Origin of the sequence: Streptomyces sp. NPDC007971 (assembly GCF_042958635.1) — a bacterium.
In the GTDB taxonomy this organism is placed as follows: Bacteria; Actinomycetota; Actinomycetes; order Streptomycetales; family Streptomycetaceae; genus Streptomyces.
Map to the genome: position 1 here is coordinate 314,945 of NZ_JBIBJK010000008.1, position 22,297 is coordinate 337,241.

Consider the following 22,297-nt stretch of genomic DNA (forward strand, 5'->3'; position numbering starts at 1 on the left):
GGGGCATTGATGTGGAGCCCGCGTGAGAAGTCAATGGAGATGCCGCAGAAAACTGACGGATCATCAGTTTCTGCGGCATCCCCGGGAGATCCGGAACTATCCGGAACAGATCACTCAGGTCACTCGGGTCGCTCAGTCGAAGACGAACGGACCGGGCGACTGCTTGCCGGTGGCCGTACAGGTGACGTTGATCCCGAAGATCGTCATCTGCAGCGAGCCGCCGTACGCCTCCAGACTGTCGCCTGAGGCCACGGTGCCGCTGAGCGGGCCGGCGCTGACCGGGTCGCCGGCGGCCATGGCCGGGTTCTTCGTGCCGGTGAAGACGGTGGTGCCGCCGCTCGCCTTGACCAGGGTGAGCTTGGAGGTGATGGAGTCCGCCGCCACGGCGACCGGCGCCTTGACCGCGGTGGAGGTGAGGGTGACGGTGGCCGAGGTGCCGCTCTGGGTGGCGGTGAGCGTGGCCGCGCCACCGCCGAAGAAGCCGCAGCTCGCGTTGATGGTCGCCGTCTGGGGAGTGACGGCGGCCGCGGCGGGCGCGAAGGCCAGCCCGGCGGCCGCGAGGACGCCGGCGGCCAGCGCCGCACCTGTTGCTGTGCGCATGCCAATCATGGGGATCCGCTTCCCTTCCCTGTGGGGGATGCCATGTGGGGGATGGTCGGAAGGTGCGCCGACGAACGACAGGCCTGAGCAGGTGGGTGCGGGCACGCTGCGGCGGCGGTGCGGATCTGACGGATCGTCGGGTACTTACGGCTCCATTGATGCGCGAGAGGCAGCCCACGGCAAGGATGAATTCCGGACTACTCCGGAGCACCCGCCCGGACCGGCGGGCTCCAGGCGCCCGCGCGGACCGGCCGCTGCTACTGCGCGGCGCCCGCCGGGACGGTCAGCCGCACGGCTCCGTCGGTCCCGGCGAGCAGCACCGGCGTCCCGGCCCCGCCCAGATCGGCCACGGCCGCCCGGTCCTCGTCGGCGACACTCTCCGCCTCGCTCACCACCGCGGCCGCCTCCAGCGAAGTCGCCCCGGACGCCACGGCCATGGCGACGGCGGTCCGCAGCGCGCTGAGCTTCAGCGAAGCCAGCTCCACCGTCCCGGCGACGTACGTCCGCCCGGTCTCGTCCCGTACGGCCGCCCCCTCGGGCACACCGTTGCGGGCCCTGGCGGAACGGGCCAGGGTGACGATCTTGCGGTCCTCGGGGTCGAGCGCATTGCTGTCGGTCATGCCCCGAGCATACGAAGTCACCGCCCGCTCACCCCGCCACGGGGTACATCGTGCCCCGCCTGCCCTCCGGGGAGGCCAGCCACTCCAGCTTCCCGGCGGTGTCGGCCTCCTCCAGCGGGGTGTGCAGCACGATCGACAGATCCGGCCGGGCCGGCACCTTCAGCACCGTCGACTCCACGACCAGCAGCCCGACCAGCGGATGCTCCAGTTCCTTACGGATCTGCCCCTGGTCCTCGATGTTCTGCTCGGCCCACATCCCCACGAACTCCGGGCTCGCCCCGGTCACCTCGGCCAGCACCGCCCGGTACCCCTCGTCGTCCGGCCGCGCCGCGCACGCGGCCCGGAACTGCGCGACCACCGTGCGCGCGTTCTTCTCCCAGCTCCTGCTCCGCGACCGGTACAGCGGGTCGGTGAAGAAGTCGACCAGGCAGTTCTGGGTGATACCGGGTCGCATGCCGAGGACCAGCGCGGCCGCGTCGTTGTACATCACGCAGTTGTAGTACCGGTCCATGATGTGCGCCGGATACGGCATCCAGGTGTCGATCAGCCGCCGCAGGCCGTCGCACATGTCCCGCTTCCCGGGCGCCACTTCGGGCGCGGGCGGGTTCAGACCGGCCAGCCCGTACAGGTGCCGCCGCTCCGCGTCGCTCAGCCGCAGCACCCGGGCCACGGCGTCGAGGACCTGCGGGGAGACGGAGATGTCCCGCCCCTGCTCCAGCCACTGGTACCAGGAGGCGCCCACCCCGGCGAGCACGGCGACCTCCTCCCGGCGCAGTCCGGGCGTACGGCGCCGGCCGCCGCCGGCCGGCAGACCGGCCTCCTCGGGACTGACCCGGGCCCGCCGGCTCCTCAGGAACTCGCGCAGCTCGTTCCGCCGGTGGTTCTTCAACGCCTCCGCAACAGGCACGTACCGCCCCTCCCCCGTCGTGTCTGGTGGTGTCGGCACCACCATAAGTTCCGACTCCCCACCCTTGTTCCGCACGCCCGAAGCTCGTGCCATGGCGATCGACACCACCACCCCGACCACCCCCACGCGTGAACCGCTCGACACCCCCCGGCTGTCCCCGCGCGACAAGCTCGTCCTCTTCGTCCTGTGCGCGGCTCAGTTCATGGTCGCCCTGGACTTCTCCGTCCTGAACGTGGCCCTGCCCGCGCTCGGCACCGACCTCGGCATGAGCCGCTCCGCCCTGCAGTGGGCGGTCACCGCGTTCGCGCTCCCCTCCGGCGGCTTCCTGCTCCTGTTCGGCCGCATCGGCGACCTGTACGGCCGCCGCAGGCTCTTCCTCACCGGCCTCGCCCTGTTCGGCGCGGCCTCGCTGCTGGCCACCCTGGCCTGGGACCCGGCGTCGTTCCTGGCCGGCCGCGCCCTGCAGGGCCTCGCCGCGGCGGCGATCGTGCCCACCGGCATGTCCCTGCTCACCACCACCTTCCCGGAGGGCCCGGCCCGCGACCGTGCCCTCGGCATCTCGGGCACGCTGCTGTCGCTGGGCTTCACGGTGGGCATGGTCGCGGGCGGTCTGCTGACCGACGCGCTCGGCTGGCGCTCCACGATGGCCCTGCTCGCCGTGTTCGCGCTGCTCGTGCTGCCGCTCGCGCCGGGCCTGCTGCCGGAGTCCCGCACCCCCCACCGTCCGCGCCTGGACGTGCCCGGCGCGATCACCGTCACCACGGGCCTGCTGTCGCTGATCTACGCCCTGTCCACGGCCGCCGACCACGGCTTCGGCCGCACCGACGTCATCACGACGCTGATCGCCGGCCTCCTTCTGCTGACCGCGTTCACCGTGATCGAGTCCCGCTCGGCCGCGCCCCTGGTCTCGCTCGCCATGCTGCGCCGCCGCACCGTGGCATGGGGCAACGTGGCCGGTCTGGTCACCTTCTCGATGATGTCGACGGTGATCTTCGTGCTGACCCTCTACCTCCAGGAGATCCTGCACCTGTCGGCCTTCGAGACGGGCCTGGTCTTCGGCTTCCAGGGCGCGTTGTCGGCCCTCGCCGGCACGCTGGCCCCGAAGGTCATCGGCCGCTTCGGCGCCCGCCGCACCCTGGTCGGCTCGCTGACCGGCCAGGGCGCGCTGGTGGCGGTCCTGCTGCTGCTCGGCTCCGACAGCTGGTCGGTCTGGATCGCCACGGCCGCCGTGTCCCTGGCGAGCATGTGCCACCTGGGCGCGATCATCTCCTACGGCCTCACGGTCACCTCGGGCGTCCCGGACGAGGAGCAGGGCCTGGCCACCGGTCTGGTGACCTCCACCCAGCAGGTGGGCCTCACGGTGGGCATCCCGCTGCTGGGCGTCCTCGCCACCACGTCCCCGGACCTGCTGTCGGGCGTCCACACGGTTATCGCCCTGGACGCGGTGATCGTCCTGGCCGCCGCCGTGCTCGTCGCGCTGGGCCTGCGCCGGGGTCAGTCCAGGGTCTGAACGATCTCGCTCCGCGCGGCCGTGTGCACCACACGGCCGCGCGCGCCGTTCACCAGGGGGAGGAAGGGCGCCACGTGGCCGCACTCGACGTCCGCGACGACCGGCACGCCGAGCGGGCCGAGGGCGTCGAGGACGGCCTCGTGCTGGGTGAGGCCGCGGCTGTCGGGCGCGGAGGTGCGGCCCACGAGGACGGCGGCGGCTCGGTCGAAGAACCCGGCCAGGCGCATGCCGTGCAGGTTGCGGCAGATGGTGAAGGCGTTGTCCTCGCAGGCCTCGACGTAGACGAGCAGCGGCTCGTTCCCGGCGAAGCGCGAGGTGTCGAGGTACGGCGTCCCCGCGAGGTTGGCGAGCGTCTCGGTGCAGCCGCCGACGAGCCGGCCCTCGACGTCCACGTCGCCGTCCCCGTCGAGGCGGGTCCAGGCGCCCTCGGCGTCCAGGGTGAGGTCGCGGATCCCGGGCTCCTTGGTCCAGTCGTCCCAGCCGCCGGACCGGTACCGGCCGGGCGGGGTCTGGGCGAACGGCTCGCCCTGCGGCGCGGCCACGACGTCCAGCCAGGACGTGAGGCCCCCGGGCGTCCGGTAGGGCGTGTCCATGAGGTTGTTGCCGTGCACGGTCGCGACGCCGGTGAGCAGGGTCAGCGGGGTCATGAGGGTCGACATGTCCGAGTAGCCGACGACCCAGGTCGGTTCGGCCCGGCCGATGCGCTCGAAGTCGAGCAGGGGCAGCAGGTCGATCGCGGTCTCCCCGCCCCACGGGGGCACCACGGCCCGGATGTCCGGGTCGGTCAGCATCGCGGTCAGTTCGGCGGCGCGCTCGGCGGCCGGGGCGCTGAGGTGGCCCGAGCCGTCCATGCAGCGGCCGACGGCCACCTCGTACCCGCGCTCCTCCAGATCGCGCACCGCCACGTCGAGGCGGCCCCGGAGCTGTTCGGCCACCCCGCTGGAGGGGGAGGTCACACCGATACGGTCACCGGGGCGCAGGGGGCGCGGGTAGCGAACAGTCATGCGCCGGATTCTGACACGTGGTCAACCGGCCGCCCCAGGGAATTTCAGGGGCGGTCCAGCCGCAGCCGCTCCGCCTTCGGCAGACCCGCGACGACGAGGTCGTACGAGTCCTCGATCAGCTCCTCGACCAGGCGGCGGGGCAGGCCGCCGTCGGCCGTGACGGTGTTCCAGTGCCGCTTGTTCATGTGGTAACCGGGGACGATCAGCCCCTCGTGCTCGCCGCGCAGGCGGACCGCGTCCTCCGGGTCGCACTTGAGGTTGACCGTCAGGGGCTGCGCGTCCAGCCGCGTCAGGGCGAACAGCTTGCCCCCGACCTTGAAGACGGACGTGTCCGGGTTGAACGGGAAGTCCTCCACCACCGCGTTGAAGGACAGGCAGAAGGCGCGCAGTTCCTGCGGGGTCACTCGGGCTTCTCCTCCGGGGCCGAGGGCGCGTGCACGGGCTCCACCAGCACCGTGACGATCTTGTTCCGGCGGCCGGCCGCGGCCTCCGCCGTCAGCCGCAGCCGGCGCTCGTCCGGCAGTTCGACCTCGGCGGACGCGCCCGCGATCGGCACCCGTCCGAGCGCCTTGGCGAGCAGTCCGCCGACGGTCTCCACGTCCTCGTCGTCGTACTCCTCCAGGCCGTACAGCTCGCCGAGGTCGGTGATGTCCAGGCGGGCCGTCACCCGGAAGCGGTCGTCGCCGAGGTCCTCGACCGGCGGGAGCTCCCGGTCGTACTCGTCGGTGATCTCGCCGACGATCTCCTCCAGGATGTCCTCGATGGTCACGATGCCGGCGGTGCCGCCGTACTCGTCGATGACGACGGCGACGTGGTTGCGCTCCTTCTGCATCTCACGCAGCAGGTCGCCGGCGTTCTTGGTGTCGGGGACGAAGACGGCGGGGCGCATGGCCGTGGAGACCAGCTCGTTCTCCGCGTCCCGGCTGATGTGCGTCTTGCGGACCAGGTCCTTCAGATAGACGACCCCGACGATGTCGTCCTCGCTCTCGCCGGTGACCGGGATGCGGGAGAACCCGGAGCGCAGGGCGAGGGTGAGGGCCTGGCGGATGGTCTTGTAGCGCTCGATGACGACCAGGTCGGTGCGCGGGACCATGACCTCCCGCACGAGGGTGTCGCCCAGTTCGAAGACCGAGTGCACCATGCGGCGCTCCTCGTCCTCGATCAGCGACTCCTTCTCGGCGAGGTCGACCAGCGCGCGCAGCTCCGCCTCGGAGGCGAACGGGCCGCGGCGAAATCCCTTGCCGGGCGTGAGCGCGTTGCCGATGAGGATCAGCAGCGACGGGATCGGGCCCATGATCCGGGCCAGCGGCAGCAGCACGTACGCCGCCACGGTCGCGGTGTTCAGCGGGTGCTGGCGGCCGATGGTGCGCGGCGAGACGCCGACGGCGACGTACGACACCAGGACCATCACGCCGATGGCGACCAGCAGGGCCTGCCAGGTGGCGTCGAACTCCTGCAGGCAGGCATAGGTCACCAGGGCCGCGGCCGCCATCTCGCAGGCGACGCGGACCAGCAGGGCGACATTGAGATAACGGGTGGGGTCGGCGGCGATCTGCGCCAGCTTGTCGCTGCCGCGCCGGCCGGACTTGACGGCCTCCTCGGCGCGGAAGCTGGAGACGCGTGCCAGGCCCGCCTCCGCACAGGCGGCGAGCCAGGCGACGACGACCAGCGCGATCGCCCCGACCACGATCTGCGGACTCATCGCGGACCGGTCCGCCTACGAGACGGTCGGCGCCGGCGACGGGCCGGTCTGCCCGCGCTCGGCCCGCCACCCGTCGACGATGGCGGCCTGGAGCCCGAACATCTCGGCCTTCTCGTCGGGCTCCTCGTGGTCGTACCCGAGCAGGTGCAGCACTCCGTGGACGGTGAGCAGCTGGAGCTCCTCGTCCATGGAGTGCTGCGTGGGCGCTTCCGCTCCCTGCTTGGCGGCGACCTCCGGGCACAGCACGATGTCGCCGAGCAGCCCCTGCGGCGGCTCGTCGTCGTCCTTGCCGGGCGGCCGCAGCTCGTCCATCGGGAACGACATGACATCGGTCGGACCCGGCAGGTCCATCCACTGGATGTGCAGCTGCTCCATGGCGTCGGCGTCCACGACGATCACCGAGAGTTCGGAGAGCGGGTGGATGCGCATCCGCGCGAGCGCATAGCGGGCGATGTCGAGGATCGCCTGCTCGTCGACCTCGGTTCCGGACTCGTTGTTGACGTCGATCGACATGGTGCCGCCGTGTCTCTACTTCCCCTTGTGCCCGGACCTGCCCCGGCCGCCCTTGTGCGTGCCGTTCTCGGTGCCGTGCTCGCTGTCGTACTGCTCGTACGCGTCGACGATACGGCCCACCAGCCTGTGCCGTACGACATCCTGGGACGACAGCCGGGAGAAGTGCACGTCCTCGACGCCCTCCAGGATCTCCTGCACCTGCCGCAGACCGCTCTTCGTGCCGTTCGGCAGGTCGACCTGCGTCACGTCACCGGTGATCACGATCTTCGAGTCGAAGCCGAGGCGGGTGAGGAACATCTTCATCTGTTCGGGGCTGGTGTTCTGGGCCTCGTCCAGGATGATGAAGGCGTCGTTGAGCGTACGGCCGCGCATGTAGGCGAGCGGCGCGACCTCGATGGTGCCCGCCGCCATCAGCCGCGGGATCGAGTCGGGGTCGAGCATGTCGTGCAGCGCGTCGTACAGCGGGCGCAGGTAGGGGTCGATCTTCTCGTAGAGGGTGCCCGGCAGGAAGCCGAGGCGCTCGCCGGCCTCGACCGCGGGACGGGTCAGGATGATCCGGTTGACCTGCTTGGACTGCAGGGCCTGCACGGCCTTGGCCATGGCCAGGTAGGTCTTGCCGGTACCCGCGGGGCCGATGCCGAAGACGATCGTGTGCTTGTCGATGGCGTCGACGTACCGCTTCTGGTTGAGCGTCTTGGGGCGGATCGTGCGGCCGCGCGAGGACAGGATGTTCTGCGTCAGCACCTGGGCCGGGGTCTCCGGGCCGTCGCTCGTCCCGTTCTCGCTCGCCTTGAGCATGGCGATCGAGCGTTCCACTGCGTCCTCCGTCATCGGCTGCCCGGTGCGGAGCACCAGCATCATCTCGTCGAACACGCGCGAAATGAGGGCGACGTCCGCAGGGTCGCCGACCGCGCTGATCTCATTGCCCCGGACATGGATGTCGGCTGCCGGGAAGGCCTTCTCGATCACGCGCAGGAGGGAGTCGCCGGAACCCAGCACGGTCACCATGGGGTGCTGGGCGGGGACGGTCAGCTGCGCTCTCGCCTGCTCCTGCGCGGAGGTGTGAGCTGTAGGTGTCTGAGTCATGGGCCGGCTCTGTAGGCCTGCGGTTCCTCCTCGTCACGGCCGCACAGCTGAGGGGCGGCCTCGCGATTCCAGAGTACGACGGTGCGCTGACAAGACCGTAGGGCTTTTCAGAGGGCGGCTTCCCGGCCCGAAGTTCCGAGGGCCGGTTCCCGGCGGGGAGAGTCGGGTGGGTGGGCAAACGGGGGGTCCAGGGGGCGGAGCCCCCCTGGGTACCTCACCCGGACCGGCGGAACCCGATGGTCGGCACCGCCCGCCGAAGCGGCCACGGCCGGTCCAGCTCCTCGGGGACGAGCCGGTCCAGGAACGCGTACCGCCCGAGCGCCGCAGGCGCCTGCTCCTGCCCCGGCAGGGCCTGCACCCTGCGCCACCACGCCCCGATCTCCGACCACCCCGGCGCCGACAGCGACCCGCCGAACTCCTGCACGGACAGCGCCGCCGTGAGCCCCGCGAAGGCGAGCCGGTCGGCCAGCGGCCACCCGGCCAGCGTGCCGGTCACGAACCCGGCCACGAAGACGTCCCCGGCCCCGGTCGGATCCAGCGCCTCCACCGCGATCGCCGGCACCTCCGCGGTCTCCCCGGTCCGCCGGTCCACCGCGTACGCGCCCTCCGGCCCGAGCGTCACGACGGCCACCGGCACGTGTTCGGTCAGTGCGCGCGCCGCTTCCCGCGGGCAGGCCGAGCCCGTGTACCGCATCGCCTCCTCGGCGTTGGGCAGGAACGCCTCGCAGTGGGCGAGATCGGCGAGGCCCGCCAGATCCCAGGCACCGGTGTCGTCCCAGCCGACGTCGGCGAAGATCCGGGTGCCCTCCCGGGCGGCCTGGGAGATCCAGGGAGCGCGCAGGCCCGGCGTGAGGGAGGCGACGGCCGCACGGGCGGGGGGCGGGAAGTCCGGCGCCGGCTCCTCCGGGGGCGGCTCGTGGCCGTGGGACACCATGGTCCGCTCCCCCTCGTAGGCCATGGAGACGGTCACCGGCGAGTGCCAGCCGGGCACCGTGCGCGAGGGCGTGAGGTCGATGCCCTCGCCCTGTTCGAGCGTGTCCCAGCAGTACTCGCCGTAGTGGTCGTCGCCGAAGGCCGCGGCGAGCGACGTCCTCAGGCCGAGGCGGGCGAGCGCGGTGGCCATGTTGGCGACCCCGCCGGGGCTGGAACCCATCCCGCGGGCCCAGGACTCGGTGCCGCGCACGGGCGCCGAGTCCAGGCCGGTGAAGATGATGTCGAGGAAGACCGTGCCCGTGAGGTAGACGTCCCAGGGCGGATCGCCCGGTGTGCGCAGCGCGGCGAGCGGGTCGACCTGGGCCTGACAGCGCGCTGCCTGCGTGAGGTGCTCGGGGTCCTCTCCGGCGATCGTGCGGGACGGGGTCACGGTGCGCTCCCTGACGTGGTGCGGGTCTGGCCAGTGTGCACCACATCGCACTGCGCGCCGGGCCCCTCGCACCGGGAACGGTGCTACCAGCGGGGCATCACCGGTGTCCGCCACCCCGGTTCGCGCACCCGCATCGCCGCGGCGTCGTCCCGCTCGCGCAGGCTGCCGTCGTCCTCGGCCCATCGCCGGTGCAGCCGGGCCAGTTCGTCCCGGTCGAGCTCGACGCCGAGGCCGGGTGCGTCGGAGACGGCGACGCGGCCGCCCGTGAAGGCGAGCCGCTCGGTGAGGACGTCCTCCGGCTGCCAGGGGTAGTGGGAGTCGCAGGCGTGGTGGAGGTTCGGCACGGTGGACGCCACCTGGGTCATCGCGGCGAGGCTGATGCCGAGGTGGGTGTTGGAGTGCATGGACACCCCGACGCCGAAGGCGGCGCAGATCGCGGCCAGGTGCTGGGTGTTGCGCAGTCCGCCCCAGTAGTGGTGGTCGGAGAGGACCACCTGAACGGCGTCCTTGGTGAACGCCTCCTTGATCTCCCCGAAGGCGGTCACGCACATGTTGGTGGCGAGCGGGGTGTCCGTGGCGGCGGCCACCTCGGCCATCGCGGGGGTGCCGAGCGTCGGGTCCTCCAGGTACTCCAGGACGTCACCGAGCTCCTTCGCCACCTTCAGCGAGGTCCCGACGGACCAGGCCCCGTTGGGGTCGAGCCGCAGCGGGTGCCCGGGGAAGGCCTCGGCGAGGGCGCGGACGGCCGCGATCTCCTCCTCGGGTGGGAAGACGCCGCCCTTGAGCTTGAAGGAGGTGAACCCGTAGCGCTCCTTGAACCTGCGCGCCTGGGCGACGACCGAGGCCGGGTCGAGGGCGGCGCCCCAGTCGTCCGGCTCGGACGCGACGCCCTCGGGGTGGCCGGCCCACTTGTAGAAGAGGTAGGCGCTGTACTCGACCTCGTCGCGCAGCCTGCCGCCGAGCAGGGCGTGCACCGGCAGTCCGAGCGCCCTGCCCTGGGCGTCCAGGCAGGCCACCTCGAAGGCGGACTGCACGGACAGCCGCAGTTTGTCGGCGCTCTGTACCCCGCGCAGCCCGCCGGCGTCCACGGCGCCCCGGACCCGGCTGTCGTCGACGGCGAGGTCCATTGAGAACAGACTGTTCACATCCATGACCGAGCGTCCGGTGAGATGGTCGGCGAGCGGGCGGGCCAGCTCCAGGTACTTGGTGTCGCCGTAGGTCTCGCCGAGGCCGGTGATCCCGTCGGCCGTCACGACCTCCACGATCAGCCGGGGGGTGTACGGCTGGTGCACGCCCTGGGCGTTGAGCAGGGGCCGGTCGGCGACCAGGATCGGCGTCAGCCGCACCTCGGCGACGGTCAGGTCACGGGTCACAGGGAGGCTCCTACGAGGTCGAGTCCGGCGGCGAGGAGGGCCTTGAGGTCGGCGAGGTCCGCGGGCGAGGGGTCGGTGAGCGGGGCGCGGACGGGGCCGACGCGGCGCCCGCGCAGCCGGGCCGCCGCCTTCACCAGCGACACCGCGTACCCGGGTGTGCGGTCGCGGAGTTCGACGAAGGGGACGTAGAAGGCGCGCAGCAGTTTCTCGGTCCTGCCGTGGTCGCCGCGTTGCAGGGCGGCGAAGAAGGCGCACGCGATCTCGGGGGCGAAGGCGTGCACCGCGGAGGAGTAGGCGGGGACGCCGACGGTGGCGTAGGCGCGGGCCTGGATCTCGGCGGTGGCGGCGCCGTTGAAGAAGAGGAAGTCCTCGGGGGCGGCGAGGGTCAGGCGCTGGAGGCGGTCGAGGTCGCTGTGGCCGTCCTTGAGGCCGATGACGTTCGGGATGCGCGCGATGCGCCGCACCGCGGCCACGTCGTAGGCGACCTGGCCGCGCTGGTAGGCGACGAGCGGCAGCCGGGTGCGGGCGGCGAGCTGTTCCAGCTGGGCGGCGAGGCCGTCCTGCGGGGCGGCGACCAGGTAGTGCGGCAGCACGAGCAGGGCGTCGGCGCCGGCCTCCTCGGCGATCCGCGCGAACCGGGCGGCCTGCGCCCAGCCGTATCCGGTGCCGGCCACCACGGGCACGCTCCCGGCCGCCTCCTGGACGGCGATGGAGACGACCTGCCGGTACTCGTCCTCGTCCAGCGAGAAGAACTCGCCGGTGCCGCAGGCCGGGAAAACGGCCCCGGGCGCGGCGGCGAGCCGCTCGGCGACATGGGCCCTGAAGCCGTCGGGGTCGAGGGAGCCGTCGTCGCAGAAGGCGGTCAGCGGGAAGGACAGCACGCCGTGCGCCATGCCCTCCCGCAGCCGCCGCGCCACACCCTCAGGACTCGGATCGCCGCCCACGTGCACATCTCCCCTTATGAATGTCGTCCATGTATGAGAACAGAGGCTAGATACACGAACGGTGGGCCGTCAATGGGGCCCGCGGACGGGACGGTGAAGGGAAACAAAAAAGAGCCCCATCCCGCACAGAGCGGAATGGGGCTCGATCGGAGCGCCGGGCAGGCCTTGCACCTGCATCTCCCCACAGGAAGCGGGGCGTCTTTCCTTGGACCACCAACGCGCGGTCCGCCACCGGAAGTTCCGGCGACCGCGACGTGATCAACCATAGCGCATCCGGCCCGCTCCAGGCCAACCGCCCGGCGAGCGGCCTCTCTTACCCCGGCTTGTCGATCACAAACACAACAGTGACCCGGATCACTCGAATCGGCCTTCTTCTCGAACCGCGTGCTTGATACAACTTGCTCGCGCGTTCCTGTCCGTCGACGGTCGTCGCTCCCTCCCCCCTCTCCGAGCCGCCGCTCCTTTCGCATGCCCTGGGAACGCCCGTGTCCGCCCCCCACTCCCGTCCCTGGCCCCTCGTCGCCCTTTTCACGGCCGGGTATCTCGCCCCGTACCTGCTGCCGACCACCGTCGGCCGGCTCGACACCGGGCTTCCGCTCACCGCCACCCAGGCCGGGGCCATCGGCAGTGCGCTGCTGCTGAGTTCGGCCCTGGCCGGCTTCCTGCTGGCCTCCCGGGTCGAGCGGATCGGCCTGCGCACCCTCGCCCGGCTCGGGCTCGCACTCGCCGTGCTCGGCTACGGCAGCGCCGCCCTGACCGGGGCCGTCCCGCTGGTCGTCGCGGGCGCGCTCGCCGGCGGGTTCGGGTCCGGCACGGTCACCGCGGTCGCCGCCGGCGGCATCGCCGCCCTGCAGGCACCCTCGGCCCCGACGACGGCGAGATCCTGGGGGAACGACCCGCAGCGGGTCACCACCCTCGGCCTGCTCGGGGTCTCCGCCCTCGCGGGCGCCCTCTACCTGACGATCCCCCGCCTCGGTCCCGGTCACGGCCAGCCGCTGGCCGCGCTCGCCCTGACCGCACTCGCGGTGTGGCCGCTCACCGGCCGCCTGCCCGACCGCACCGCCGCGGCCCGCACCCACGCCGGCCACGGCAGGCTCCCCCACCTGCGGCACGGCCTGCTGCTGGCCGCCGCCATGCCCTGTTGGTCCCTGGCCCAGAACTCCCTGTGGGGGGTCAGCGGCCGCATCGGACTCGGCCAGGCCCACCTCACCGAGGTCAGCGTCGGGGCGGTGTTCGCGGTCGCGCTCGGGGCCGGCCTGGTCGGGGTCGTGGGCGCCGGAGCACTCGGCCCCCGGCTGGGCCGGGCGGTGCCGATCGGCGCGGGTACGGCGCTCATCGCGGGCTGTATCGCGCTCAGCGGGTCGGCGACGGACCTGCGGTCCTTCGCCGGGGGCGAGATCGCCTGGAACCTGCTCTACCCCGTCGTGCTGTCGTACGTCATCGGTCTCGCCGCCTCCCTCGACCCGCGGGGCCGCTGGGCGGTGTTCGTCGGCTCGGCGTCCTCACTGGGCACGGCGGCCGGCCCGCTGACCGGGAGCCTGCTGGCCGCGCAGGCCGGCTTCCCGGCCATGGGCGAGGCCCTGGCGGCAGGCCTGCTGGCGGTGGCCGTACCGATGACGGTGGTGGCCCTGCGGGCGGGCCGGCAGCCGCTGTCGGTCGTGGAGATCCAGGTGGGCTCGCCCGCCGTGCCCGCCCGGGACACCTACGACACCGCCTACCCGAACTCGTACGCGTCCACCTCGGCGAGGTAGCGGGCCCGCCGCTCCTCGTCGTCCTCCAGGAACGAGGCACGGAAGGAGTTGCGGGCCAGCTCCCGCATCTGCTCCCGGCTCAGCCCGAGGGTGTCGCGCACGGCGTGGTAGTTGTCGGCGACGTACCCGCCGAAGTAGGCCGGGTCGTCGGAGTTGACCGTGCACAGCAGGCCCGCCTCCAGCATCGCCGGCAGGGGATGGTCCGCGAGGACGTCCACCGCCCGCAGCCGGACGTTGGACAGCGGGCACAGGGTCAGCGGGATGCGGTCCCGGACCAGCCGCTCGACCAGCGCCGGGTCCTCCATGCAGCGCAGCCCGTGGTCGACGCGCTCCACACCGAGCACGTCCAGCGCCTCGGTGATGTACTCCGGCGGCCCTTCCTCCCCGGCGTGCGCCACGCGCCGCAGCCCGAGCCCGGCCGCGGCCTCGTACACCTCCCGGAACTTCACCGGCGGGTGCCCGACCTCGGCCGAGTCGAGGCCGATGCCGGTGATCCGGTCCAGGTACGGCCGGGCCGCCTGAAGCGTCCCGAGCGCCGACTCGGCGGACTCGTCGCGCAGGAAGCACATGATGAGCCGGGTGGAGACGCCGTGGTTCTGCTCGCTGCGGCCCAGCGCCCGCCACAGCCCCTCCACGACCGTGCCCATGCTCACGCCCCGGGCCAGATGGGCCTGCGGGTCGAAGAAGATCTCCGCGTGCCGCACGCCCTGCGCGGCCGCGCGGGCGAGGTAGGCGTCGGCCAGATCGGCGAAGTCCTGCTCGGTGCGCAGGACGGCCATCAGCTCGTAGTACAGGTTCAGGAAGGACTGCAGGTCCTCGAACTGGTACGCCTTGCGCAGCTCGTCGGTGTCGGCGTAGGGCAGCTCGACGCCGTTGCGCGCAGCCAGCTCGAACGCCAGCTCGGGCTCCAGGGTGCCTTCGACGTGGAGGTGCAGTTCTGCTTTCGGGAGGGGCATCGAAGCATCGTACGACCCCCCTCCCACCTGCCCTTTCAGCGACGCTTGGGGACCGGCACCCGCTGCAGGTCGTGCGCCACGGTCAGCTCCCCCTCGAAACCGGCGGCACGCGCCTGCCGCTCGAACTCCTCCGGGTCCGCGTAGCGCTGGCTGAAGTGGGTGAGGACGAGGTGGCGCACCCCGGCGTCCCGTGCGGCGGCCGCCGCCTGACCGGCCGTCAGATGGCCGTGGTCCTCGGCGAGCGTGACGTCCTCGTCGAGGAACGTGGACTCGATGACCAGCAGGTCGCAGCCCTCGGCGAGCGCATGCACCCCCTCGCACAGCCGGGTGTCCATGACGAACGCGAACCGCTGTCCGCGCCGCACCTCGCTGACGTCGTCCAGCGTGACGTCCCCGAGCCGCCCCTCGCGCTGGATGCGGCCGACGTCCGGCCCCTTGATCCCGTGCGCGGCGAGCCGGCCGGGCAGCATACGGCGCCCGTCGGGTTCGGTCAGCCGGTAGCCGTAGGACTCGACGGGGTGGGAGAGCCTACGGGCCTCCAGGGTGTACGACGCCGTCCGCGCGAGGGGGCCGTCCGCGGCGACCGGCGCCTGGGTGAGGCGGACCGTCTCCCGGTAGGCGGTGGCGTACCGCAGCCGGTCGAAGAAGCGCTGCCCGGAGTGCGGGTAGTGCGCGGTGACCTCGTGCGGGACCTGGTCGAGGTTGATCCGCTGGATGACTCCGGCGAGGCCGAGGGAGTGGTCGCCGTGGAAGTGCGTGATGCAGATCCGGTTCAGGTCGTGGGCGGCGACCCCGGCGCGCAGCATCTGCCGCTGGGTACCCTCGCCGGGGTCGAACAGGATGCCCTCGCCGTCCCAGCGCAGCAGGTAGCCGTTGTGGTTGCGGTGCCGGGTCGGGACCTGGCTGGCGGTGCCGAGGACCACCAATTCACGGACGGACATGGCGGTTTATCCCGGGGGCCATTCCATGCCGCGGCCGCCGAGGACGTGCGCGTGGGCGTGCCAGACGGTCTGGCCGGCGCCGCTGCCGGTGTTGAAGACGATCCGGTAGCTCTCCAGCTTTTCCTCGTCGGCCACGGCCCGGGTCTCGACGAGCACGTCGGCGGCGAGCGCCGGCGCGGCCGCGGCCAGCTCGGCGGCGTTCTTGTAGTGGGCCTTGGGAATCACCAGAATGTGGGTGGGCGCCTGGGGGTTTATGTCCCGGAAGGCCACGGTGGTCTCGGTCTCGCGTACGACGGTCGCCGGGATCTGGCCCGCGACGATCTTGCAGAACAGACAGTCGTCCTGCGGTTCGCCTGGCATCGCCTGTGCCCTCCTTCTTTCGCCGGTGATCACTCAGGAGGCATCGTAGTCGTTCGGGTGCGGGCTGCCGGTGGCCGCTCGCACCCACGCGGCGCGGCCGCACCTCGGCACGGCCCCGCGTCCCTCAAGTCGGCAGGCCCGGCGGTGTTTTCGCCGGTACCGACTCCAGCGCTTCGAGGGCGAGCCGGACGGCCTCGTCCAGTTGGGCGTCCCTGCCCTCGGCCCAGTCCTGCGGTCGCTGGACGACCTCCACGTCCGGGTCCACCCCGTGGTTCTCCACGTCCCAGCCGTACCCCTCCAGCCAGATCGCGTACTTGGGCTGGGTGATGAGCGTGCCGTCGACCAGGTGGTAGCGGCTGTCGATGCCGATCACCCCGCCCCAGGTGCGGGTGCCGACGACCGGGCCGATGCCGAGGGCCTTGATCGCCGCGTTGACGATGTCGCCGTCGGAGCCGGAGAACTCGTTGGTGACGGCGACGACCGGGCCCCGCGGGGCGTCCAGCGGATAGCTGGTGGCCCGCATGCCGCGCGGGACGTCCCAGCCGATGATGCGGCGGGCGAGCTTCTCCACCACGAGCTGGGAGGTGTGCCCGCCGCGGTTGGCCCGGACGTCGACCACGAGTCCCTCCCGGGCCACCTCGACGCGCAGGTCGCGGTGGATCTGCGCCCAGCCGGGGGCCTGCATGTCCGGGACGTGGAGGTAGCCGAGCCGGCCACCGGAGGCCCGGTGGACGTGGGCGCGCCGGCCGGCGACCCAGGCGTGGTAGCGCAGCGGCGCCTCGTCGGCGAGCGGGACGACGACCGTGTGCCGCGGCTCGCCCCCGTCGGCAGGTGCGACGGTCAGCTCGACGGGCTGTCCTGCCGTGCCCACGAGCAGCGGTCCTGGGCCTCGCACCGGGTCGACCGGATGGCCGGCGACGGCGACGATCGCGTCCCCGGGGCGTACGGCGACGCCGGGTGCGGCGAGCGGGGAGCGGGCGTCCGGGTCGGAGGTCTCCGCCGGGAGGATGCGGTCGATGCGCCAGCCGCCGTCCTCGTGGCGGGAGATGTCGGCGCCGAGCAGGCCCTGCCGCGGGCCGCCGCCCCCGCCGCCGGCCGGGCTGACATAGGCGTGCGAGGTGCCGAGTTCGCCGTGCACCTCCCAGAGCAGGTCGACGAGGTCGCTGTGGGTGGCGAGGCGGTCCAGCAGCGGGCGGTAGCGGTCCAGGACGCCGTCCCAGTCGACGCCGGAGAGGTCGGGCCGCCAGAAGTGGTCGCGCATGAGGCGGCCGGTCTCGTCGTACATCTGCCGCCACTCGGCCACCGGTTCGACGGTCTGCCTCACGCGGGCGAGGTCGACGGTGACGCTGCTGTCGCCGTCGTCGTCGGAGCCGGTGCGGCGGTCGCTGGGCACGACCCGGAGCCGGCCCTCGCTCCACAGCAGGACCCGCTTTCCGTCGCCGCTGACCTCGAAGTGGTCGGCGTCGGCGGCGAGGTGTTCCAGGCGGCGCTGGGCGAGGTCGTAGCGTTCCAGATCGGAGTGCGGGCCGGGGTCCTCGGGCTGGGCGCGGGAGGCGCCGAGGACGCCGTGCACGGGGTGCCGCAGCCAGAGCACGCCGTCCTTGGCGGCGCGCAGGCCGGAGTAGCGGCCGGCCTCGACGGGGAAGGGCACGATCCGGTCGGCGAGGCCGTCCAGGTCGATGCGGGTGACGGGGGCGCCCTCGCTGTCGGGGGTCTCGTCCTTGTCGGGTGCCTCGAAGGGGCGGCCATGCCGCTGCGGTCCGAAGGGCGAGGGGGTGGTGGCCGCCAGGGTGATCAGGTGCGGGCGGGCGCCGACCACGAACGCGAGATCGAAGACGTGCTCGTCGTAGACCGGGTCGAAGGCGCGGTTGGAGAGGAAGGCGAGGTGCTTGCCGTCCAGGGTGAAGGCGGGCGCGTAGTCCTGGAAGCGCAGCGGGGTCGCCTCGGTGACCGACAGGTCGGTGGTGTGGGCGATCCGCAGCTGGGTCAGCGGGCGGGGCCCGGGGTGGGCCCAGGCGAGCCAGCCGGAGTCGGGGGAGAAGGCGAGGCCGGAGACCTCGCCGTCGCCGCTGCGGTCCACTTCGCGCACCTCGCCGCTCTCCCGCTCGACGAGCAGCAGCCGCCCGTCGTGCGCGGCGACGGCGACCCGGCTGCCGTCGGGCGCCACGGCCAGCTCCAGGACCCGGCCGAGCCGGCCGGCGGCGAGCCGCCGCGCGGTCGTCCCCGGGGCGAGGCCGGTCGCGGGGGCGAACTCCAGGGCGTCGTCGCCCTCGGCGTCCGTCACCCACACCACCCACTCCTCGCCCTCGGCCCGGAAGGTGCGCGGCAGCCGGGCCCGGACGCCGGGGGTGGCCGCGAGGGCGCGGGCGGGCCCGGAGCGATGGGTGACCCAGTGCACGCCGCCGCGCACGCTGACGGCGCTCCCGCGCGCGGTGTGGTCGGGCGCCGCGGTGCCGAACCACCCCGCCGCGTTCACCGGATACGGCCGCAGGTCCAGCCGCGGCCCGCCCAGGCGCACCTCCAGCCGGCGCGGCTCGGCGTCCTCCAGGTCCTCCAGCAGCCACAGTTCACCGGCCGAGCTGTAGACGACGCGGGTGCCGTCACCGGCCGCGTGCCGGGCGTAGAAGCCGCCGACCGGGGTGTGCCGGCGCAGGTCGGAGCCGTCGGCGAGCGAGGAGTACAGCGCGCCCGTGCCCTCGTGGTCGCTGAGGAAGGCGATGCGGTCCCCCGCCCACACCGGGCATTCGATGTTCCCGTCGAGGTCCGCGTGCAGCCGCTCGAACGCTCCGTCGCCGGCGCGGTCGATCCACAGCTTGCCGGCCGTACCGCCCCGGTAGCGCTTCCAGTGCGCGGCCTCCCGGCCCATCGGCGCGGACAGCAGCACGGTGGCGGGCCCGAACGCCACGCCTCCGACGGGACCGTAGGGCAGGACGGTGGCCGGCCCTCCGTCGAGCGGGACCGTGTGCGCCCAGGTCCGGTCGGTGCTGGCGCGGCCCTGCGCGCTGAGCGCGAGCACCTGCCCGTCCGGGGTCCAGCCGCGCACCTCGGTACGCCGGTCGCCCCAGTGGGTCAGCCGCTCGGCGGGGCCGCCCGCCACCGGGGCGAGATGCACCTCGGGTGCGCCGTCCCGGGTGGAGGTCCAGGCGAGGGCCGTGCCGTCGGGCGAGATCCGGGGCAGCGTCGCCGGCATGTTGTCGGCACTGACCCGCCAGGCCCGGCCGCCGTCGAGGGGCGCGAGCCATACGTCGTCCTCGGCGACGAAGGTCACCAAGTCGCCCTGCAGATGCGGGAATCGGAGATAGCCGGAAGATGCCGCGGATCCCGTCGAAGCGCCCTGAGTCACCCCGTCACCTTACGCAGCGGCGGCCCGTCCGCGCTCCCGTTTTGATCACTTGCCCTGCACGGGCCAGCAAGTGGGATCGCCCTTGCACCAGATGGTCCGGGTGACGGTGACGGTGGGTCCGGGCTGCCGGTGGGTGGGGTGGTAGGGGGAGGGCGGCTTGTACGTCACGTGGGGCGCGGCGTCGCAGTTGCCGAGCCCGCTGACGTGGAACACCTGCCTGCCCCCGACCTTGGCCGTCAGGTCCCCGCGCACACAGGCCCCGTCGACGGCCCGGGTCACCCTGCCGGTGACGGTGATCCTGCGCTTGTCCGTGGTCTGCCCCTGGCAGTCGACGGAGACGACGGTCTTCGTCGCCGACGGGGCACCGGTCTTCCCGGAGCCGTCGTCGGAGTGCCCGGTGCAGGTGAGCCAACTCACGCTCACGTCATGGTGTTTGAGTGCGTCCGTCGCGGTCCGGTCGGTGGTGTACGCGACCGTGGCCGAGTTGAGTCCGCCCGGGTCGCAGGCCACCACGGTGCCGAGGGCCACCACCGCGAGCCCTGCCCCGGCCGCCACCCGAGTCCCGCGCGCCCGCCGCGTCCGCTGCCCACTGCGCTTCAAAGGCCCCATGCACGGCAGCGTCCCACCGGCACCGGACCGGGCGGTAGACCCGAAACGGCCACGTGACTTGAACCTGCGCTCCGCCCCTGCCGGCCCGTACGCTGGTTCGATGCGCGGTGAACGCAGGATCCGGCGGCTGGTCGTGGGCGAGGGGGACGAGTGGCGGTGGACCGTCCGGCACCGGCACGCCCGCGAAGGGCCCTGCCAGGAGGTGCTGACGCTGTCCCGGAACGGGGTGGTGGTGCGGGTGGTCTTCCGGGGCGGGCCCGGCCGCGTGGTCGCCGACGGGGGCTACGCCCACTCCGGGCTCGTGGTCGACGAGCAGGGACGCTCGGTCAATCTGCACGAGCCCCGTGTCGTACGCGCCTTCGTGGACGAGGTGCTGCTGCGCGGGCTCGCGGCCGGTGACGTGGACGGCTGGGAGCTGCTGCCGGCCATCGTCGTCAGGCGCGCAGCAGAAGCCACTCCTGAAGCTCCACCAGATTGCCCTCCGGGTCCTTGAGGTGGGCCACGCGCATGCGGTCGGTCAGAGGGGCGGGGCCGTGCAGCAGGGTGGCACCGCGGGAGGTGATCTGCGCGCAGTAGGCGTCGAGGTCGTCGACGCGCAGGACGACCAGGGAGCGGTGCCCGCAGGCGCTCTCGCCCAGCTCGCCCAGGACTTCGGCCATCATCGCGCGGTCCTGCAGTGCGATCCCGGCAGACCCGGTGTGCGGGCTGAACTTCTCGTAGGGGCCCTCGGTCGCCCCGGACTGCGGCTTGAGGCCGAGGACTTCGGCGTAGAAGCGGTAGCAGGCGGTGAAGTCGGTGACGAGCAGCCGGACTTGGGCGAGTTCCACGGTGATCACCCCTGGTGTCAGGACCAGCGGCCGGTGCGGCCCAGCAGCAGGGCCGCGGCGGCGGTGCCGGCGGTGGATGTGCGCAACACGGTGGGGCCGAGCACGAAGGCCCGTGCGCCCGCCTCCTCGAAGAGTGCCAGCTCGTCCCGGGAGACACCGCCTTCGGGCCCGACGACCAGCACGATCTCGCCCTCGGCGGGGAGTTCGGCGGTGGCGAGCGGGGTGCTGCCGTGCTCGAAGTCGGAGTGCAGGACCGCGGCGAAGTCCGCTTTGGCCAGAAGCGCGGCAACCTGCTTGGTCGTCGCTGCGTCCGCGACCTCGGGGAAGCGGACGCGGCGGGACTGCTTGCCGGCCTCGCGGGCGGTGGCCCGCCACTTGCCGAGGGCCTTCAGCCCGCGGTCGCCCTTCCACTGGGTGATGCAGCGGGCCGCCTGCCAGGGCACGATCGCGTCGACGCCGACCTCGGTCATGGTCTCGACGGCGACTTCGCCCCGGTCGCCCTTCGGCAGGGCCTGGACGACGGTGATGCGCGGGGCGGGCTCCGGCTCCTCGGAGACCGAGGACATGTGGACGATCAGCCGGTCCTTGCCCTCGGTGCCGGTCACCTCGCACACCGCGTAGCGCCCGGCGCCGTCGGTGAGGACGACCTCCTCGCCGGGCTGCAGCCGCTTCACGGAGACGGCGTGCCGCCCCTCGGGCCCCTCCAGGACGTAGCGGTCGCCGTCCGGGGAGAGGTGATCGACGACGAAGACCGGGGCCGTCATCGCGCATCACCCCCGGCCGACAACGCTGTCCGGGCGTCGGCGAGTTCGCCCGCCAGTACCTCCACCAGCCGGCCGGCCGGAAGCTCCCGGGCCAGCCGGTGCCCCTGTCCCGCCCACAGGGCCATGCCCTGCGCGTCCCCGGCCTTGGCGGCGGCCTTGCGCAGCGGCGAGGTCAGGTGGTGGATCTCGGGGTAGGCCGGGGGGGCGTAGGGGCCGTGTTCGCGCAGGAAGCGGTTGACCAGGCCGCGGGCCGGGCGGCCGGAGAAGGCGCGGGTCAGCGCGGTACGCACGAACAGGGGGTCGGTGAGCGCCTGTTTGTGCACGGCGGCGGCGCCGGACTCGGGGGTGGCGAGGAACGCCGTGCCCAGCTGGGCCGCGCTCGCGCCCGCGGCGAGGACGGCGGCGATCTGGCTGCCCCGCATGATGCCGCCGGCGGCGACGACCGGGATGCCCACGGTCTCCCGGATCTGCGCGATCAGCGCGAGCAGGCCCGTGCCGGAGCCGTCGCTGTCCGGGACGTCCCGGTGGGTGCCCTGGTGGCCGCCGGCCTCCACGCCCTGTGCGATCACCGCGTCGGCCCCCGCCTGCTCGACCGCGCGGGCCTCCTCGGCGGTGGTGGCGGTGACCAGGGTGAGGGTTCCGGCGCGGCGCAGGGAGTCGATGACCTCGCGGCCCGGGACGCCGAAGTGGAAGGAGACCACCGGCACCGGGTTGTCGAGCAGCACGGCGAGTTTGGCGTCGTAGCCGTCGTCCCGGCCGCTGTCGGGGTCCCCCAGCTCGGTCTCGTACCAGGCGGCCTCACCGGCCAGCTGGTGGGCGTAGACCTCGACGGCACCCGACTCGGCGTACTCGGGCTGGGGCATGAGCACGTTCACGCCGAAGGGCCGGCTCGTGAGGCCCCGCAACTGCTTGATCTCCTGATACATGCCGTCGGCGGTCTTGTATCCGGCGGCGAGGAACCCGAGACCGCCGGCCTCGGAGACGGCGGCGGCGAGCTGCGGGACGGAGACGCCGCCCGCCATGGGTGCCTGCACGATCGGGTGGGGGACGAGACCGGTCAGCGGGGAGGACATGACGGCATGTTGTCACGTCCACTGAACAAGTCCGAATCGGGGCTTCCCACG

At 72.9% G+C, this 22,297-nt stretch carries 22 protein-coding genes; 3 read left to right on the plus strand and 19 right to left on the minus strand.

Features of this window, described 5'->3' with window-relative positions; genetic code table 11:
* Positions 1-132 precede the first annotated feature (132 nt).
* From ACFZCP_RS19315 to ACFZCP_RS19325, 3 genes are all read right to left on the minus strand, one after another.
* A complete protein-coding gene (locus ACFZCP_RS19315; protein ID WP_362678474.1) occupies positions 133-609 on the minus strand; it encodes a hypothetical protein in 477 nt (158 codons plus the stop codon).
* A 248-nt stretch (positions 610-857) separates the two neighbouring features.
* On the minus strand, positions 858-1,220 hold the full coding sequence (locus ACFZCP_RS19320) for a cytidine deaminase (protein WP_391428239.1): 363 nt from the start codon (positions 1,218-1,220) through the stop codon (positions 858-860).
* A 28-nt stretch (positions 1,221-1,248) separates the two neighbouring features.
* Complete coding sequence (locus ACFZCP_RS19325; RefSeq protein ID WP_391428240.1) at positions 1,249-2,172, minus strand: helix-turn-helix domain-containing protein; 924 nt, start codon at positions 2,170-2,172, stop codon at positions 1,249-1,251.
* A 46-nt stretch (positions 2,173-2,218) separates the two neighbouring features.
* Between ACFZCP_RS19325 and ACFZCP_RS19330 the strand changes: the two genes are divergently transcribed.
* Positions 2,219-3,637, plus strand: a complete 1,419-nt coding sequence (locus tag ACFZCP_RS19330) for an MFS transporter (protein WP_391428241.1) — start codon at positions 2,219-2,221, stop codon at positions 3,635-3,637.
* Here the strand turns inward: ACFZCP_RS19330 and ACFZCP_RS19335 are convergent.
* The 8 genes from ACFZCP_RS19335 to ACFZCP_RS19370 form a co-directional block, all read right to left on the minus strand.
* On the minus strand, positions 3,622-4,641 hold the full coding sequence (locus tag ACFZCP_RS19335) for an LD-carboxypeptidase (RefSeq protein ID WP_391428242.1): 1,020 nt from the start codon (positions 4,639-4,641) through the stop codon (positions 3,622-3,624). The genes ACFZCP_RS19330 and ACFZCP_RS19335 overlap by 16 nt on opposite strands.
* A gap of 44 nt (positions 4,642-4,685) precedes the next feature.
* Positions 4,686-5,045, minus strand: coding sequence for an MmcQ/YjbR family DNA-binding protein (locus tag ACFZCP_RS19340; protein ID WP_391428243.1), 360 nt, complete (start codon positions 5,043-5,045; stop codon positions 4,686-4,688).
* Positions 5,042-6,343 (minus strand): CNNM domain-containing protein, encoded by a 1,302-nt coding sequence (locus ACFZCP_RS19345; RefSeq protein WP_391428244.1) that lies wholly within the window; start codon positions 6,341-6,343, stop codon positions 5,042-5,044. Before ACFZCP_RS19345 ends, ACFZCP_RS19340 begins: the two co-directional genes overlap by 4 nt.
* Before the next feature lie 15 nt (positions 6,344-6,358).
* A complete protein-coding gene (ybeY, locus tag ACFZCP_RS19350) occupies positions 6,359-6,856 on the minus strand; it encodes an rRNA maturation RNase YbeY (protein WP_391428245.1) in 498 nt (165 codons plus the stop codon).
* 15 nt (positions 6,857-6,871) lie between these two features.
* Entirely contained in the window at positions 6,872-7,942 is a 1,071-nt protein-coding gene (locus ACFZCP_RS19355) for a PhoH family protein (RefSeq protein ID WP_362678451.1), read from the minus strand.
* Positions 7,943-8,156: 214 nt separating this feature from the next.
* Positions 8,157-9,287: a PfkB family carbohydrate kinase gene (locus ACFZCP_RS19360; protein WP_362697702.1), complete on the minus strand. Its 1,131-nt coding sequence runs from the start codon at positions 9,285-9,287 to the stop codon at positions 8,157-8,159.
* Positions 9,288-9,388: 101 nt separating this feature from the next.
* Positions 9,389-10,678 (minus strand): enolase C-terminal domain-like protein, encoded by a 1,290-nt coding sequence (locus ACFZCP_RS19365; protein ID WP_391428246.1) that lies wholly within the window; start codon positions 10,676-10,678, stop codon positions 9,389-9,391.
* Entirely contained in the window at positions 10,675-11,571 is an 897-nt protein-coding gene (locus ACFZCP_RS19370; protein WP_391428325.1) for a 5-dehydro-4-deoxyglucarate dehydratase, read from the minus strand. Before ACFZCP_RS19370 ends, ACFZCP_RS19365 begins: the two co-directional genes overlap by 4 nt.
* Before the next feature lie 536 nt (positions 11,572-12,107).
* Here ACFZCP_RS19370 and ACFZCP_RS19375 point away from each other — a divergent pair.
* Positions 12,108-13,373 (plus strand): MFS transporter, encoded by a 1,266-nt coding sequence (locus ACFZCP_RS19375; protein ID WP_391428247.1) that lies wholly within the window; start codon positions 12,108-12,110, stop codon positions 13,371-13,373.
* Here ACFZCP_RS19375 and ACFZCP_RS19380 read toward each other — a convergent pair.
* The 5 genes from ACFZCP_RS19380 to ACFZCP_RS19400 form a co-directional block, all read right to left on the minus strand.
* Positions 13,337-14,329 (minus strand): adenosine deaminase, encoded by a 993-nt coding sequence (locus tag ACFZCP_RS19380; protein ID WP_391428248.1) that lies wholly within the window; start codon positions 14,327-14,329, stop codon positions 13,337-13,339. The two genes, ACFZCP_RS19375 and ACFZCP_RS19380, sit on opposite strands and share 37 nt — an antisense overlap.
* 35 nt (positions 14,330-14,364) lie before the next feature.
* Positions 14,365-15,270, minus strand: coding sequence for a ribonuclease Z (locus tag ACFZCP_RS19385; RefSeq protein ID WP_391428249.1), 906 nt, complete (start codon positions 15,268-15,270; stop codon positions 14,365-14,367).
* A gap of 6 nt (positions 15,271-15,276) precedes the next feature.
* Positions 15,277-15,630 carry an HIT domain-containing protein gene (locus tag ACFZCP_RS19390; RefSeq protein WP_391428250.1) on the minus strand — a complete coding sequence of 118 codons (354 nt, stop codon included), beginning with the start codon at positions 15,628-15,630 and terminating at the stop codon, positions 15,277-15,279.
* 124 nt (positions 15,631-15,754) lie between these two features.
* Positions 15,755-18,901, minus strand: coding sequence for a S41 family peptidase (locus ACFZCP_RS19395; protein ID WP_391428326.1), 3,147 nt, complete (start codon positions 18,899-18,901; stop codon positions 15,755-15,757).
* A gap of 117 nt (positions 18,902-19,018) precedes the next feature.
* Positions 19,019-19,582 carry a hypothetical protein gene (locus ACFZCP_RS19400; protein WP_391428251.1) on the minus strand — a complete coding sequence of 188 codons (564 nt, stop codon included), beginning with the start codon at positions 19,580-19,582 and terminating at the stop codon, positions 19,019-19,021.
* A gap of 100 nt (positions 19,583-19,682) precedes the next feature.
* Between ACFZCP_RS19400 and ACFZCP_RS19405 the strand changes: the two genes are divergently transcribed.
* Positions 19,683-20,075, plus strand: coding sequence for a hypothetical protein (locus ACFZCP_RS19405; RefSeq protein ID WP_391428252.1), 393 nt, complete (start codon positions 19,683-19,685; stop codon positions 20,073-20,075).
* Here ACFZCP_RS19405 and ACFZCP_RS19410 read toward each other — a convergent pair.
* The 3 genes from ACFZCP_RS19410 to ACFZCP_RS19420 are packed head-to-tail and all read right to left on the minus strand — an operon-like array spanning position 20,017 to position 22,246.
* Positions 20,017-20,409 (minus strand): VOC family protein, encoded by a 393-nt coding sequence (locus ACFZCP_RS19410; protein WP_391428253.1) that lies wholly within the window; start codon positions 20,407-20,409, stop codon positions 20,017-20,019. The genes ACFZCP_RS19405 and ACFZCP_RS19410 overlap by 59 nt on opposite strands.
* A gap of 17 nt (positions 20,410-20,426) precedes the next feature.
* Positions 20,427-21,173, minus strand: a complete 747-nt coding sequence (locus tag ACFZCP_RS19415; RefSeq protein WP_391428254.1) for a 16S rRNA (uracil(1498)-N(3))-methyltransferase — start codon at positions 21,171-21,173, stop codon at positions 20,427-20,429.
* Positions 21,170-22,246: a nitronate monooxygenase gene (locus ACFZCP_RS19420; RefSeq protein WP_391428255.1), complete on the minus strand. Its 1,077-nt coding sequence runs from the start codon at positions 22,244-22,246 to the stop codon at positions 21,170-21,172. Before ACFZCP_RS19420 ends, ACFZCP_RS19415 begins: the two co-directional genes overlap by 4 nt.
* Positions 22,247-22,297: the final 51 nt, after the last annotated feature.

What these genes read in the sequence shown, in the direction of transcription:
- ACFZCP_RS19370 (WP_391428325.1), bottom strand. Translation starts at nt 11,571, where the DNA reads ATGGCGCACGGCGTGCTGTCCTTCCCGCTGACCGCCTTCTGCGACGAC.
- ACFZCP_RS19385 (WP_391428249.1), bottom strand. Translation starts at nt 15,270, where the DNA reads ATGTCCGTCCGTGAATTGGTGGTCCTCGGCACCGCCAGCCAGGTCCCG.
- ACFZCP_RS19400 (WP_391428251.1), bottom strand. Translation starts at nt 19,582, where the DNA reads ATGGGGCCTTTGAAGCGCAGTGGGCAGCGGACGCGGCGGGCGCGCGGG.
- ACFZCP_RS19380 (WP_391428248.1), bottom strand. Translation starts at nt 14,329, where the DNA reads ATGCCCCTCCCGAAAGCAGAACTGCACCTCCACGTCGAAGGCACCCTG.
- ACFZCP_RS19405 (WP_391428252.1), top strand. Translation starts at nt 19,683, where the DNA reads ATGCGCGGTGAACGCAGGATCCGGCGGCTGGTCGTGGGCGAGGGGGAC.
- ACFZCP_RS19325 (WP_391428240.1), bottom strand. Translation starts at nt 2,172, where the DNA reads ATGGTGGTGCCGACACCACCAGACACGACGGGGGAGGGGCGGTACGTG.
- ACFZCP_RS19330 (WP_391428241.1), top strand. Translation starts at nt 2,219, where the DNA reads ATGGCGATCGACACCACCACCCCGACCACCCCCACGCGTGAACCGCTC.
- ACFZCP_RS19355 (WP_362678451.1), bottom strand. Translation starts at nt 7,942, where the DNA reads ATGACTCAGACACCTACAGCTCACACCTCCGCGCAGGAGCAGGCGAGA.
- ACFZCP_RS19335 (WP_391428242.1), bottom strand. Translation starts at nt 4,641, where the DNA reads ATGACTGTTCGCTACCCGCGCCCCCTGCGCCCCGGTGACCGTATCGGT.
- ACFZCP_RS19345 (WP_391428244.1), bottom strand. Translation starts at nt 6,343, where the DNA reads ATGAGTCCGCAGATCGTGGTCGGGGCGATCGCGCTGGTCGTCGTCGCC.
- ACFZCP_RS19415 (WP_391428254.1), bottom strand. Translation starts at nt 21,173, where the DNA reads ATGACGGCCCCGGTCTTCGTCGTCGATCACCTCTCCCCGGACGGCGAC.
- ybeY (WP_391428245.1), bottom strand. Translation starts at nt 6,856, where the DNA reads ATGTCGATCGACGTCAACAACGAGTCCGGAACCGAGGTCGACGAGCAG.
- ACFZCP_RS19390 (WP_391428250.1), bottom strand. Translation starts at nt 15,630, where the DNA reads ATGCCAGGCGAACCGCAGGACGACTGTCTGTTCTGCAAGATCGTCGCG.
- ACFZCP_RS19420 (WP_391428255.1), bottom strand. Translation starts at nt 22,246, where the DNA reads ATGTCCTCCCCGCTGACCGGTCTCGTCCCCCACCCGATCGTGCAGGCA.
- ACFZCP_RS19315 (WP_362678474.1), bottom strand. Translation starts at nt 609, where the DNA reads ATGATTGGCATGCGCACAGCAACAGGTGCGGCGCTGGCCGCCGGCGTC.
- ACFZCP_RS19320 (WP_391428239.1), bottom strand. Translation starts at nt 1,220, where the DNA reads ATGACCGACAGCAATGCGCTCGACCCCGAGGACCGCAAGATCGTCACC.